Here is a 14,323-nt window from a genome sequence, read left to right as displayed (position 1 = left end):
ACGTACAATAACCCGCTCATTATGCAGGTCAACTGGCGGAATATCCATGTGGCACGCAACTCGTACGCGGTCCTGCTCGCCGCATGCGGGCGATCGGGATTTTTCCTGCAACCGGTTGAAAGCCCGGCGGGCGATATCACCTGCTACAGCCTGAATTCGATCAATGCCCCGTTGTACCATGACGAGATCGCGTTTGCCGACTGCCTCACCATAGCCGGTGGCCCGCATGCCACAGCCTGCCCGGAGGAGGTGGCGGAATACGCTGATTATGTAATTGTCGGTGAAGGGGAGTACACGCTCCCGCGCCTGCTGGAAAATATCCGTGGAGGGGACGGGGGCAGGATACCGGGTGTCATGACCCGGGACCATTATGAGCCGGCCGATACGACTGTCCGGCTCGATGCATACCCTGCGTTCTCCGTGACAAAGGGGTACGTGGAGATCACGCGGGGCTGCCCGTTCTCCTGTGGCTATTGCCAGACGCCCCAGCTCTTCGGCCACTGCATGCGTCACCGGTCGATCGACGAAGTGGCGAAGTATGCGAACCGGCACGGGCAGTCACGTTTTGTCTCCCCGAATGCCTTTGCTTATGGATCGGACGGGATCCACCCCCGCTGGGACAAGATCGAGAGCCTGTTCCGGCAGTGCCGGCACCAGATCTTCTTCGGCACGTTCCCGAGCGAAGTACGCCCGGAGTTCGTCTGCGGGGAGTCCCTTGACCTCATATCGCGATACTGCGCCAACACAAAACTCCATTTCGGCGCCCAGTCGGGGAGCGACGCGGTGCTCCGTCAGCTGCACCGGGGGCACACTGCCGACGATGTGATTACAGCAGTCGAGCTCTGCCGCGACCATGCGATCACCCCCATCGTAGACTTCATTGTCGGGCTCCCGTTCGAGACCGATGATGACCAGAGAGCCACCGGCGAATTGATCCAATGGGTGGCACGGTCAGGAAATGTGCATGTCCACCGGTTCATCCCTCTGCCCGGAACGTCGCTCGCCGGAAGCACCGCGCGGCCACTCCTGAAAGAGATCGAAAAGCTCTGCGGAAACCTTGCATTACGGGGAAAACTGACCGGTTCATGGGACGATCCTGAGATAAGGTTTTTTAGACGCCCTTCAAATGATATACCATGAAAGATGTGCTTTTGATAGCAGATCTCCATGGTCAATTCGGTAAAATTGATTCATTTCTGGAATTGAATCCGGAAGCGGTATTTATTGCAGGCGATATCACCAATATGGGTCCCGTTGACGCGGTCGATGACGTGCTCGCACGTATCGACGTGCCGTGTTTTGCTGTTCCCGGCAACTGTGACCCGCGTGAGATCCTCGAGACGCTCGAACACTCCGATGCAGTAAGCATGCACGGATCCCAGATGAACCTGGGGAAGCTGACGATTGCAGGTGTAGGCGGGTCAAACCCGACGCCCTTCAATACGCCGTTCGAGCTGACCGACAAGCAGATAGATGACGTATTGCATAGCGCGATGAACAAGATGGAGAAGGCTGTCCATAACGTCCTCCTCTGTCACGCTCCCCCGTTCGAGACGCTCGACACGATCAACGGCGAGCATGTGGGCAGCCACTCCATCAGGAAGCACATGAAGTCGTTCGACCTGGTCTGCTGCGCCCACGTCCACGAGGCGCGGGGTATAATGGATGTTGACGGTGTAAAAATTGTCAACCCCGGCCCGGCAATGGATGGGCATTGTGCAATGATCCACTTCGGGACAGACGCACGGGATATCAAGATCGAGCTGCTGACCGTTTAGAGAGCAGCAGTCCGGGGCAGGGGCGGGGATGGCTTCGCTTTCTGCCCAAATATCTTTTGCATTTCCTAAAGAATAGAGCGAAGCGGGATCCGATGAGGATATGATTTACGATATACCTCTCCGGCTCCGGTGTTCAGGTCCCGGCAACAACGCAAGGGATATCAGGATTGATCTGCTGACCGTTTGATGAGCAGCAGTTCGAGGTAGGACGCGAGGATCGGTTCGCCGTCCGCACCGATCTCTTTTGCAATCCTTCCGATCTGTCCGGTCGGGTTACACTCTTCATTCCCAACCATGATCTCGATCTCGGCAAAGGTCCCGAGTTCGTCGACCGAGTCGAGGGAGATGGACGCCCCGTCCATCCGGTAGGTCTCGCGCCACTTGTTGACCTCGGTGGTTTTCGTAAACCCGAGCCGGTTGAGCATCGTTTCGAAGTCAGGGCCGGATTCCACCCCGAAGTTCAGTTCTTCCCGGGCCTTGAGGCCGTATTTCTTGATCTTCGGCCCCTTGTAGGTAACCACTGCATGTTCGTCAGTATACCGGACCCGGACCGCCTCGTCCGTGACACCGAAGTCCCGGTGGGGTGCATTGTAATAGATATCGTGTTCATGGACCCGGCCAAGGAAGCTGGCTTTGCGTAGTACGAGTGCTTCACGGACAGGATCGAGGGAGGCGATTTTTACCTTGAGTTCAACTTCGAGCATGGTTGTGCCACACTTTTATCTGTCTTCATTGCGACTTATAGTAGTTGACGCTTCATTCCTGACCGGTCGGACCCGGTTGAGGCCGGCTCTTTCGGGAATTGTTCGTTAAATCTTATTGAAGAAGACCAAAAAAACGTCTGGTCTTCGACATACCAAAGCAGGTGAAGCAATGGCAATAAAAGAAGGAGATTTTATCAGGATCAGTTACACGGGCACCGTCAATGGCAACGTCTTTGATACCACCGACGGCGAAGAGGCGAAGAAGGCAGGCATCCACAGCCCGAATGCAATCTACGGCCCGGTCACGATCTGCGTAGGCCAGAAACATGTTATCATCGGTCTCGACGAGGAACTCGTGGGCAAGAAAGCCGGTGCGGAAGGCTCCGTAACCGTCACACCCGAGAAGGCATTCGGCGAGCGCGATCCAAAGAAGGTCCAGTCGTTCCCGAAGAACAAGTTCAGCCAGAAGCCGGTCCGCGGTATGCCGGTCAAGATCGAGGAGCAGGGCGAAGGCACGGTTGTCGATGTCATAGGCTCCAAGGTCCTCGTCGATTTCAACCCGCCCCTTGCCGGCCAGACCCTCACGTACACGTACAAGATTGAGGAGAAGGTTGCAGAACCGCTCGAGCAGCTCAAGGGCCTCGTCCGGCTCTATGCAGGCCGCGAGATCGAGATCACCATGGATGACGGAAAGGCAACCCTCGACCTTCCCGCAGGGATCACCTACGACCGCCGCTGGCTCCTCTGGCGCGGCCGGATCATCCACGAAGGCTTCGAGCTGATCAAGGGCATCTCCGAGATCGTCCTTGTCGAGTCCTTCAGGAAACCCGAGAAGAAAGAAGAGTAATTTTCAGGATTTCTTTTTTTATCACGTTTTTCATTATTCCGCGTATGTCCCATATCGCGCAGCTGATCCTTGTTCCGTACCAGCAGCCAGGAATAAAAACTCCGGTTCCCTGCCGTGCGGAATTCTTAAGGAGAACCGGTTTTTATACTCGCCGGCCAACATAATCTCCATGGAAAGAAAATATCTCGTGGTACCGTGGCTGATTGTACTTCTTACAATAACCATTTTCATAGCAGGATGCTCTGATACCTCCACTTCCACCAGCTCTGCGCAATCCGGAGTTACCGGCACGATTACTCCCGCTGCCTCAGCGGGACCCCTGTATACCGCTGGTGATATTCTCAAAAATCCCAAATCAGGTTCCGGGATCGGGATCCTGATCGTGAGCTACGATGCCACAACCGACACGTACCAACGGGCATTGATATATCCTAACAGCGACGGGAGCTGGGGGTACCGTGTGGATTCCCGGACAGATGCCGTGAGCAGGGCGACCGTTGAGATGGTGTATACCGTGAAAGTTACCCATGTTGCGGTATCTTCCATCCCGATCGGGACTCCTTCCATTACTACAACTCCGGTACCTGCTGCCACCACGGTTTCGTCGGCTGCCCTCACGACCACCACCACAACTTCGACCCTGGTCTCCCCTAAGATCACGGGTATCGCGCCGGATACCGGATATACCGGCACAACCGTTTCCGTAACCGAACTTGATGGAAGCAATTTCCTTACCGGTGCAACGGTGCAGCTCGTAAAGGACGGAAATGCGAATATTGCAGCGACCGGTGTATCAGTTGTCTCGGCAAACGATATCACCTGCACGTTTGCCATACCGTCGAATGCGAGCGTTGGTGCATGGGATATCTTGGTGACGAACACGAACGGATATTCCGGAAGTTATGCAAATGGATTTCTTGTCCGGTCAAACCCTGCCGTGACTGCGACCACGACAACCGCTGCAGCGGATACTCCTACGGTTACGGGTATTTCTCCGTCAATCGCATCATCCATGTCTCACAGTTCTTATACCGTCACCGGCACCAATTTCGATGTCAGGGCCACAGTACGGCTGACCAGCAGTTCTTATCCGGATATACCGGAATTCATGGTCAGCGCAACAACCCCCACATCAATCACGGTCTGGTTTGACATCCCCCAGAGCTATGCAGGTACCTGGAATGTCGTTGTCACAAATCCCGACAAGACTTACGGCACCCTGACCGGAGGGCTGACGGTCCACTGAGATATACTGCCTCAAAAATATGCCTGGGAGAAAATTCCTGACTTTTTTTAATAGAGTGGGACGGGAATCCTAACCCCGGAATGCAGGGGAATTCTCCGGATACGCTCTGTTATGGCTGTCCGGGCAATGTCCCGTACGGGTCGGCCCGGGTGTCCATAACCTTGATAATATCACCTGCAACATACTCCCTCATCGGGAATGTACATAGCCTGTCATGTTGTTCATGGGCTTTCTCAGATCAGAGCCGGCTGATATTGAGAATCTGAAAAAGGTGGGGGATGTCCCGGCGCTCATCCGCCTCATGGGGCACGCCGATCCACAGGTCCGCCGGGAGGCTGCGGGGGCACTTGGCACAGCCGGTGTATCGGCGGTCCCCCCGCTCCAGGCGGCCCTCCGTTCACCCGATCCCCGGATACGGCTGGGGGCGACCGAAGCGCTCGGGACTATCAGGAATTGTCGTGCTGCCGGTGCCCTCCTGGAGCTGCTACGCCGGGAGAAATTTATTGAGATCCGATGGGCTGCGGTCCTGGCCCTGGGCGAGACCGGGTGCATGGAAGCGATCCCGGATCTTGCCCTCCTCCTGAAAGACCTGAATAAATACATCCGGTACGGCGCTGCGCGTTCTCTGGAGAAACTGGGATGGCAGGCATCCGGAGAGACCGACCTGATCTATTTCAGCATTGCTCTCCAGGACTGGGATTCCGTAAAAAAATACGGCCCGGCAGCAATACCCCCGCTCTCCTGCATGTTTCACGATACCGATCCGGGGACCCGGTCCGGTATCATTACCCTTCTGGGGGAACTCGGTGAACTGGATCCCCACACAACCTGCCGGGCAGGACTCAGGGACCGGGACCCGGGCGTACGGTGGACCGCAGTGCTTTCCGCCATGAACTGTGGTATCAGGTCTATCCATCTCCCCCCGCTTGTTGCCGGTCGTGAGCGCACCGGTCCTGACCCTGCAGCCGCAGCACTGCTGAATTTCCTGTTCCTTGGCATCGGGTACAATTATATCGGGAAATGGTGGGGTTTTCCGGTCTTCATGACCTACATGTCCGTTATAGTCCTTGCCCAGCTGTATGCCGGCCCGTTCCTCCCGTATCTTGCTGCCAGCCCCATTACCGCAGTGCTCGGAATCCATACCTATTACATGACTGAACGGATGGCTGATCTCTGATGGACGGAATTCTATCGCTGGTTGACCGGTTCCGAAGTACACCTGACATCGGGAAACTTACAGAAAAAAGGGATATTACCGGTCTCATCCGCTTGCTGTACTTCCGCAATCACGAGATCCAGATCGCAGCAGTAAACGCTCTCGGAACGATCGGGCCGGATGCTACTCCCCTGCTGGTTGCAGCCTTACAACGAAAGAACCGTACACTCAGGCTGGGTGCGATCGGGGCACTTGCAGAGATCCATGATGCCCGGGCACTTGCCGCACTCGTGGAACGGACGAAGGATCAGAGCAGCGAGGTCCGCTGGCAGGCAGCGATTGCTCTCGGGGAACTGGGTGATCCCGGAGCAACGCCGGCCCTCCGTGGTGCGCTCCGGGACAGTGACAAGTATGTTCGGTATGCCTCGGCGATATCGCTGCTGAAGACCGGTTACCGTCCGTTGACTGATGATGACTGGAGCTGGTATTTTGCCGGGATGCAGCAGTGGGACAGGCTGGTGCTGCTTGAAAACCTGCCCTTCCCGCACTGGTGCATCTCATGGATGACCCGGACAGCGAAGTCCGGCGAAAAGTGATACAGGCACTCGGCGGGATTGGTGATCGTGACGCGGGACCCGCCCTGGTGAAGGCGCTTGGCGATGAGGACCGGCAGGTACGTTGGGAGGCCGTGCTGGCGTCGCAGAATTGCGGGGTCCCGCCGATGCTTCTGCCCCGGGGTCTTTGCCGGCGGCCACGGCACCGGAAAAACCCGCTGATCGCCGGGTTCCTGAACTTCCTGCTCCCCGGCCTCGGATACGGCTATATCGGGAAATGGTGGGGGATCATGATCTTCCAGATCGATATCACCGTAACCGTCTGGCTCTTCAAGACCACGGGTGAAACCGATACGTACAGTGTATTGTTCCCATTCTACCTGCTCCTTGCCGCGCATGCGTGGTACATCACTAAAATGATGCCGGAAGAGGTGCCGTGACCGGCGGTCCTGCCGGGAACCTGGCCTGTTAATGAGACCGTAAATTCAATAAAAAACGTTGATTCGTAATAATTTAAACACATAATAACATTTTTCTTTGACACCTGCCCGGCTATTAAAGATAAAATTTTGATCCTCAAAGGCAGTAAATTGAATTATTCCTCTATTCATTTTCTATATAAATATATTTTTATCTTATAGTCTGACTATCTTTTAAAAAATAAGGGAATCCACCCATTTTAAAAAAAAGACCGGATTTTTGGGAATTCCAAACAGAAATCTTGATATTGCAAATATATGATTTCCTTATTATTAATAATATTTATATTGTCATGGTCAGAGTATTGAATCATTTCGTGGATGTGAAATTTAGATGCATGAAAAAGATATTATTGGTGAGTGTAGCGCAGGAAAGAACTCAGTTTCTTCCAGGCACTGTCCCGGAAACAGGCAGGTCTCTGGTGATTCCTGATGCCCTGCCAGAATTCTCCCGCATACCAGAGTTTCAACCTCCCTCTTCAATTCTATTCTCCAAACACTACTAATGAAATTAATATCAGCCCGAGCTGGCCAAGCCCCATGCAGGGCGAAAGCTTCTGCGATTGTCCGTTGATGGCCGCACTTGCGTCAATCGCATGGGTCAACCGGATGTTTATTGTTCAAAATACGACCAAAAATAACATCGTAAATGCCGATGGCAGCACCTCCACTTCCTATACCTTTACCTTCTGGGACTATGGTGTAGGAAATACTATAGGCCAGAACGTACCGCTGAACGGTCCGCTGAATCCGGTGGATGCAAACAACAACCCCAAAGGAATTAAAACCTTAGTCACGGTGAATGCCCAGGTACTGCTTGACAACAATTCAAGGTTCTCCGATCCCAATGGCACATTTTATGGCGCAGGGTCAAATAATGCAAATGAGGTATGGCCTGCACTCTTTGAACGGGCATATGCAAAATTCTGTTATTACGAAAACGGTATAAACCCGTCATCCGGTGCCCTCCAATGTGCGAACAGTAATGATCAGTACGGTAATCTCGTCCATATCATCAGCGGGCCGGATCCCGCGTTTGCCGATGTCCAGAACCTGACTATGAACCAGTGGGGTGGGAATGCCGGGATAGGGCTGATGTATCTCACCGGGAGAAATTGTTTCAGAATAAGTACAACGAGTGCAAACTTTTCGGTGCCACTGAATAGTAGTATACCGACCAATGTTAATTCACCTTCACTGTACAATTTTATAAAAGCCGCTTTCTGTTCGGAATCAAGATTAAATGTGACGTATGGAAGATACAAGACACGATATCCCCTTGTAGCATGGACGTATCCTTCAGGCGACCAGTACAGCCCCTCGACAATTCCTGCCCCTCACTGCTACCCGATTTTAGGTGTGTTTGACTCCACGGACGGTTCAGGGAACAACAAGAGTTACATCGTCCTCCGGACTACGTATGGATTACAGGATCCCAGTGCAAACCTGGGCAATGTTTCACCGGTCGGGAATGGTTCCTGGAATTACTGGGATGCACGGTTCCCTATCGGATCAACCGGGAAATATCCTTCTGCCGGCAGAATCCCACAACTTCTTGACTTGTCACTCCCGGGTGACGCAATATTCGGGTTGGACCAGGCAGTATTCAGCACGTATTTCCCATTTATCGGCTGGGCCGAAGGATACTAAGTGATCGTATTGATGCAAAACCGGAGAAGAGGATGAGACAAACCAAACCCGGAGAACCTCTCATTGTCTGCCTAATCTTCATAATACTGACATATTTTATCGTATCCCCGGCAACGGCAGCAGGAACGGAAACCCTCATTACCACCCATAATAACGGTTTTAACCACCAGCTCCCCAGAATTTTTAACGACCGGATTGTCTGGCAGGATGTAGATCCAATGGCGAATTTTGGTATTATCCACATTTATAATATTACATCCGGCGTTGAAACCCAGGTAACTGATAACACCAGTATTGCAATTCATCCGGCGATCTTTGGGAATCTTATTTCCTATACGGATTGCGGTGTGGATCCCAATTGTCAACTATCCAGTATTTATGAATATAATATTGTTACCGGAACAAGAACCCCCATTTTTTCAGGAACGGATATTCAGGATAATTCAGCCATATACAAAAACAGGATTGTCTGGCAAGACCAGCCGGCTAGCGGGATCTTTCAGATTTATATCAATGGCACACCTTCAGTTCCAGCGACACCGGTGAATGCATCAGGAAATAACCAGGAATATCCGGCAATTTACAACGATCTTGTTGTCTACATGGATTGTGGTGCTGATCCATTTTGCGGGTCTCCATCTACAATCTATGTTTATAATATTTCTTCCGGAATGAGAACACAAATCTCCTCAGAATCAAGCCAGAATGCAAATCCTGCAATATATAATAATCGGATCGTATGGCAGGATACCCGCATGCCGGGAAACCCATCCCAGATATTCATCAACAGGACCGTTCCCGGCGATGGGTATAGTCTGACACCGAGTGAGCCGCTTATAAACCACATGAACCCGTCAATTTCCGGTAACTGGGTCGCATGGTACCAGTCAAATGCAACAACCGGTAATTCTGATGATATTTATATGAACGATACCGGCACTCATCAGACAATCCCTGTTGCTCTCGACCGTGACGGAGTGGATCTTACTTCGATCGCATTTTCCCCGTCACAATCATTATACCGGATAGTATGGGACGAGCAGGATGCCAACGGGTATAATGTCTATCTTTATACCGGTGGTCCATCCCAAGCCTGCCCGGTAGCCGGGTTCACAAACGATTTTACCGGAGAAACTGCCCCTGTTACCGTGCACTTTACCGATACCTCGACTCAGTCCGCGTCTAACCCGGTTACTCACTGGTTCTGGGACTTCGGCGACGGATCCAACTCAACGCAGCAGAATCCGGGGCATACATACACTGCCAACGGGCAATACGATGTGTCACTTACCGTGAGCAATCCCTCCTGCAGGAATGCCACGACGATTATCAACAGCGTTGTCGCAGGAAGTCCCATGGCAGGCTTTACCGCATCCCCCACCAGCGGAGTAGTCCCCGCGACGATTTCATTTACCGATACCTCGTTTGGAAACCCTACGCAATGGAACTGGAGCTGGGGTGACGGTACCTGGACGAATGGAACCATATTGCAGAACCCGACGATACAGAGCCCGGCGCATGGTTACACAAATCCCGGTTCCTATACGGTCTCTCTTACTGCATCCAATGCGTACGGTTCAAATACCGCAACAAAGACAGGCTATATCACTGCGCGTGCCGGGGCAAATGTGTTTGCAAATACCACAATTCCAGGTATCACTATCCAGGATTATGGCGGCCGGCAGCACCTGGTTTTTAATTATGCCACGCTCACGGACTGGACGTTCAACCCGAATTCATCAGTCCTCGATTTTACACCGCCAGCTGACCGGGGATTCCATAATATCAGCGTATATACAACCGATCCCGGGGGATTCCTGATATTTCCGGGTAATTTCACCATCACCGGTACAATCGGCAGTGTCGATTTGCAGACCCAGGATATCATCCCAACAGGATTTCCTGTCTCAACCGGGGGTCCGTCCAGCTCGATCAACTATTCGATCGTTCTTCCTTCCTATCCGGAGAACGGAGTGCTGAACACGCAAGTTTGGGAAGGGGCAACTGCTTCTGATGCAGCCAACTTTAACTACGTCGCCACCGGGAGTCATTTTGCAGTAACGAATGGTACTGCCTATACGATGAAAATCATAAAAACAAATTTCCCGGCCGGCGGGACGGCCCAGCTGTTCATGAGCCTGAATGCATCCCTTGTGGCTTCCAAACCCCTGGGGCGCAATGAGGTATTTGTCGAACGGATTGACGATAGTGGCCAGTACGGGCAGGTGCTCGGAACACGGTTCCTGTACCATAATTCGCCGGAAAACCTTGATTATTTCGAGGCAGATTCTCCCCTGGGTTTGTCTACATTCGGGTTGTCGTTCCTTGAAGGGGCCGGCAACCCCCTCCAGCTCATCACACTCTCCGTCATAAGCCACATAAGTTCCGCATCGTCCGTTAATACCGGGGGGGGATATTCAGCACAGAGTTATTCTCCCGGGCCGGCTACCGGCGCAGAGACCGGGGGCACAGCCTCAAACGCCCCTCCGGAAAATGGCCAGGGACTGCAGGCACCTCCTGTTGATCCCGGGAAGACCGGGAAGATCTATGCGAACACCTACGGTGTGATCACGCAGCCAACGATCCTGAAATCCACGGATAATCTTGCCACGGTCACGATCGGGAATGGTGTAGTGGCCAAGGACAAAAATAGCAATCCTTTATCTTCAGTAACGCTGGCTGCAATACCCTCGGAAAACATTCCCGGGTCTTCCCCGGGTACAACATATCTGGTCAACGGGCTGGCATACGAAGTAACTCCAGACGGTGCAACATTCTCGCCGGCGATTTCCCTCTCGTTTACGATCCCGGAGGCCCAGTGGGGAAAAGAATATTCAGTGAAAAATTATGATCGTGCGACCGGTACCTGGCAGGATATCCCTTCTAAATTTGATCCATCCACCGGGACCCTTACTGCCGAAGTCACGCACCTCTGCTGCTTTGCGGTCTTTGCCTCAGCACTCGCCGTAACCACTCATGAAACGGTCCCCGTGCAGCCGCAGGGCACCGTGACCCTCAATGCCCCCCCGGAAGCACCTCCTCCGACAACGGCCATAAGCATTTTTACTGACCTGATGGTCTGGGTAGCGGAACGGTTACTGAAGAACAGTTATCTCCTTGTGGGGATCGTGGCCCTGGTCTGCGGAGCGTACGTATTCATGCGATGGAAATTCCCCTGATCCGGAATGTGAGCCGGCCATTGATCTTTTTTTTATCACATTTTGTACCGGAGCAGCGCGGCAATCCCGCCGAGTGCAGTGAGCCGCTCACCCGGCTCGAATGCAGATGAGAGCACAACCACGTCTGCCCGCATTCCCTCGGCGGTCTCGATCAGGGCCATGATCTCCGGGTCACGGAGCAGGGTGTCTGCAATGAGGACCTGCTCCACCGCACCGAACCCGATCGCATCTGCCACCTCCATCCTGCCATAGGCAACTGCACCCTCTTGGGCGATGCGCCGGAGTACTTCGTCCATCATCCGGACTTCACGGGAGAGCTGGAGATCACCGATCAGTTTGTCGAGTGCGCCCCTGCCGATCACTTCCTGGACCGCGCCCCGTCCGATACGCCGTGTTTCGACGACGATGGCACGATCGGCGCCGGAAGAATTCCTGTTCTTTGCAAATTTTACAAAATCATCCTTGATAAATCCGGGGCCGGCGATGATGAGCGGACCGGAGATATCGGCAATCGCCGACATCACCTGTTCAAAAAAAGAAGACCGTGATTCAGTTTCCGCACCTTTCCCGCTGCCGGCAGTAATGGTCATCGCACTCTCAGGGCCATACTGCCGCAACCGGAAGAGTTCAGCCTCTCCTTCTTCGACGGTAAGGATATGGATGACTCCGTAAACCGAGGCTTTTTTTGCCCGTTCGATCCTCTCCAGGTCAAGGGGGCGCCATTGTTTTATGACCGAGATCTCGTAACCGGTCTCCACGTTGATGGTATGGAATGCGCCGGTATCGATCCCGTGTTCGATGAGCCCGGTCAGCCGGAGCCGGATGCCGTGCTCAGAAAATTCAAGCCGGTCTACCCGGAGACCGAGCCGGACCGGGCGTTTCTCTGTCTTCTCGGGACGGATCTTGTCGTTTGCCGCATCCACGCTCCTGAACGTGGTGGCAAAGACAAGATCGCCCGGGGCAATGAGGTGCTGCAGGTGCCAGAGGTCGTCGATACTTTCCGGGAGGAGCCTGATCTCGCCAAAATTGCACTTGATCTCCCCGAACTCAACCTTCATGGTGCCCCACGATATCAGAGCCGCCGGGCGGAACGAAGCCGGCAACCCCTTCGGTATTGAGAACTCCCTTGAGGGACTTCACGTCGTCCTCAGGAATTTTACTCTTCAGGATGCGCAGTGCTTTCTTTGCCACGTCATTGGGCTCGAACTGCCCGGGCTGCAGCTCAAGGTACGCCGCAGTCCTGTCTTTTATGGCCGATGGCGGGCCGCCAATCACTGCTGCATGGGGTTCCAGCATGAGACCGATACCTACGAGGAGCGGGACATTTTTGTAATACGTGCGCTCCCCGCGTACGATGAAGGAACCCCGTGAGACAAACTCCCCCGACTCCGGTGTCTTGCTTACCTGCGTCGGGAGGGCGCTGTAGATATCAGCAGAGGCATGCCCGCTCCTCCATGCACCGGAATAGGATGCAGCAAACCGGGCCACTTCGTCCATCCGTTCGGTCTTTCCCTTTACGATCACCACGCTGGCGCCGTGGACGTCGGCATGCACGAACAGGTCTCCCCCGGCCATGTACTTCTTTACCAGTTCCTCGTTCTGCGATGCGTCCCGGCCCCCGAGAACGACCACGCCATCACTGGTGATGAACCAGCGGAACCGGTGGTACCAGAGCTTTTTCATAGGGATAAAATCCCGTTTCCTGGCGATCTTCTTCACCGAAATCGTCTTCATTGCTACGAGGGCCCCGGCCTTCTTCTTTTTGAATTTCTTGATGAGGTCATGGTAACGGCCGGCATTTTGTTCCAGGCCTTCACGGACATGGATCTTGACCCGTTTACCGATATCGACCTCAACAGCAGCTTCCCCGGGATGGAAGGCAACGATCTTCTTTGCATCCGCAGACTGTGCGTCCTTGAGATGTCGCTCGATCTCCTGCCATGAGAGCTGTCTGCTCGCGGTGCTGAGGGAGGTGATGAGGCTGGTGATGAACTGGTAGTTCTCATAGATCGCGTTTACGATCTCCTCGTTGTTCCGGATCGTATTGTCGAATTTTTTTATTGCTGCTTCCTGGTGGTGGCGGATCCGGTCTTCCTTTGGGATCTTCGGGCGTGCCGAAGATTTCTTCTCGGCTTTTGTCAGGGGGTAGAAGGCTTCGAGTGCTTCAGAGAATGTCGGGTATGCCGTTATTCCCGTCCCGTCCCGGAGATCGACTGGCTCGCAATGCTTTTGTGCGATCACCGGTGTCGGCGACTTCACTACACGTTCAAAGAGTTCCCGTATCGCGGCAAAGATCCGCGCCGGGTCGGCTGATGCGGATGGCTGGGATTTTTCATACCCGGCTTTCGAGCAGATATATTCTGCATACATGCCACCGAGCATGCAGCCGATGGCAAGACACCGGACCAGGTCCCGTTCATCTGATGCAAGGACCGCCGCGAGATTTTCGATGGATGCCGTTGGGTCCGAAGACCCAAGGGTATATGTAACCCCGGGAACAACTTCCCGTTCCCTGAACCGGTGGTGCCGCAGGGGTTTTACGATGAGGTAGTTCTCATCCGTGAGGATCACATTTCCCTCATCGAAGAGTTCGATGATGAGGCGGTACGTAAGAGTACCCTTGCCGATATCGAAAATGAGAATGCGTTCCAGCCCGTGCTGGCGGATGGCGAGGACTTTTCCTCCCGATATGTATTTCCTGAGGAGCATGGCAAACTGGGGGGGGTTTTT

General features: G+C 53.6%; 12 protein-coding genes and 1 pseudogene. 10 read left to right on the top strand and 3 right to left on the bottom strand.

The window, feature by feature from the left end; translation table 11 throughout:
• The first annotated feature begins 21 nt into the window (after positions 1-21).
• Positions 22-1,140 carry a TIGR04013 family B12-binding domain/radical SAM domain-containing protein gene (locus WBL42_RS00065; protein WP_424719218.1) on the top strand — a complete coding sequence of 373 codons (1,119 nt, stop codon included), beginning with the start codon at positions 22-24 and terminating at the stop codon, positions 1,138-1,140.
• Entirely contained in the window at positions 1,137-1,778 is a 642-nt protein-coding gene (locus tag WBL42_RS00060) for a metallophosphoesterase family protein (RefSeq protein WP_424719217.1), read from the top strand. Before WBL42_RS00065 ends, WBL42_RS00060 begins: the two co-directional genes overlap by 4 nt.
• Before the next feature lie 161 nt (positions 1,779-1,939).
• Here WBL42_RS00060 and cyaB read toward each other — a convergent pair whose 3' ends face one another.
• Entirely contained in the window at positions 1,940-2,482 is a 543-nt protein-coding gene (gene cyaB, locus WBL42_RS00055; RefSeq protein WP_424719216.1) for a class IV adenylate cyclase, read from the bottom strand.
• A 169-nt stretch (positions 2,483-2,651) separates the two neighbouring features.
• Here cyaB and WBL42_RS00050 point away from each other — a divergent pair, with 169 nt between their 5' ends.
• The 8 genes and pseudogenes from WBL42_RS00050 to WBL42_RS00015 all read left to right on the top strand — a co-directional run bounded on the left by WBL42_RS00050 (position 2,652) and on the right by WBL42_RS00015 (position 11,593).
• Complete coding sequence (locus WBL42_RS00050) at positions 2,652-3,329, top strand: FKBP-type peptidyl-prolyl cis-trans isomerase (protein WP_424719214.1); 678 nt, start codon at positions 2,652-2,654, stop codon at positions 3,327-3,329.
• Positions 3,330-3,498: 169 nt separating this feature from the next.
• The gene (locus WBL42_RS00045) at positions 3,499-4,575 is read left to right on the top strand and encodes a hypothetical protein (RefSeq protein ID WP_424719213.1); all 1,077 of its coding nucleotides are present in this window, start codon (positions 3,499-3,501) and stop codon (positions 4,573-4,575) included.
• Positions 4,576-4,798: 223 nt separating this feature from the next.
• Positions 4,799-5,752: a HEAT repeat domain-containing protein gene (locus WBL42_RS00040; protein WP_424719212.1), complete on the top strand. Its 954-nt coding sequence runs from the start codon at positions 4,799-4,801 to the stop codon at positions 5,750-5,752.
• Positions 5,752-6,327 (top strand): HEAT repeat domain-containing protein, encoded by a 576-nt coding sequence (locus tag WBL42_RS00035; protein ID WP_424719211.1) that lies wholly within the window; start codon positions 5,752-5,754, stop codon positions 6,325-6,327. Before WBL42_RS00040 ends, WBL42_RS00035 begins: the two co-directional genes overlap by 1 nt.
• On the top strand, positions 6,291-6,725 hold the full coding sequence (locus tag WBL42_RS00030) for a HEAT repeat domain-containing protein (RefSeq protein WP_424719210.1): 435 nt from the start codon (positions 6,291-6,293) through the stop codon (positions 6,723-6,725). Before WBL42_RS00035 ends, WBL42_RS00030 begins: the two co-directional genes overlap by 37 nt.
• A gap of 579 nt (positions 6,726-7,304) precedes the next feature.
• On the top strand, positions 7,305-8,414 hold the full coding sequence (locus WBL42_RS00025; RefSeq protein ID WP_424719209.1) for a hypothetical protein: 1,110 nt from the start codon (positions 7,305-7,307) through the stop codon (positions 8,412-8,414).
• Between the two features lie 32 nt (positions 8,415-8,446).
• Positions 8,447-9,160, top strand: a pseudogene (locus tag WBL42_RS00020) (hypothetical protein); the annotation flags it as partial.
• 9 nt (positions 9,161-9,169) lie between these two features.
• Positions 9,170-11,593: a PKD domain-containing protein gene (locus WBL42_RS00015; RefSeq protein WP_424719237.1), complete on the top strand. Its 2,424-nt coding sequence runs from the start codon at positions 9,170-9,172 to the stop codon at positions 11,591-11,593.
• 35 nt (positions 11,594-11,628) lie between these two features.
• Here WBL42_RS00015 and WBL42_RS00010 read toward each other — a convergent pair whose 3' ends face one another.
• A complete protein-coding gene (locus WBL42_RS00010; protein ID WP_424719208.1) occupies positions 11,629-12,651 on the bottom strand; it encodes an mRNA surveillance protein pelota in 1,023 nt (340 codons plus the stop codon).
• The coding region (gene rqcH, locus WBL42_RS00005; RefSeq protein WP_424719207.1) for a ribosome rescue protein RqcH at positions 12,641-14,323 on the bottom strand (1,683 nt) is incomplete at its 5' end. The genes rqcH and WBL42_RS00010, both read right to left, overlap by 11 nt.

Source organism: Methanoregula sp. (assembly GCF_049686655.1).
GTDB lineage: Archaea > Halobacteriota > Methanomicrobia > Methanomicrobiales > Methanospirillaceae > Methanoregula.
The sequence above is the reverse complement of the archived record's forward strand: the minus strand, read 5'-3'. Positions and strand labels throughout refer to the sequence as shown.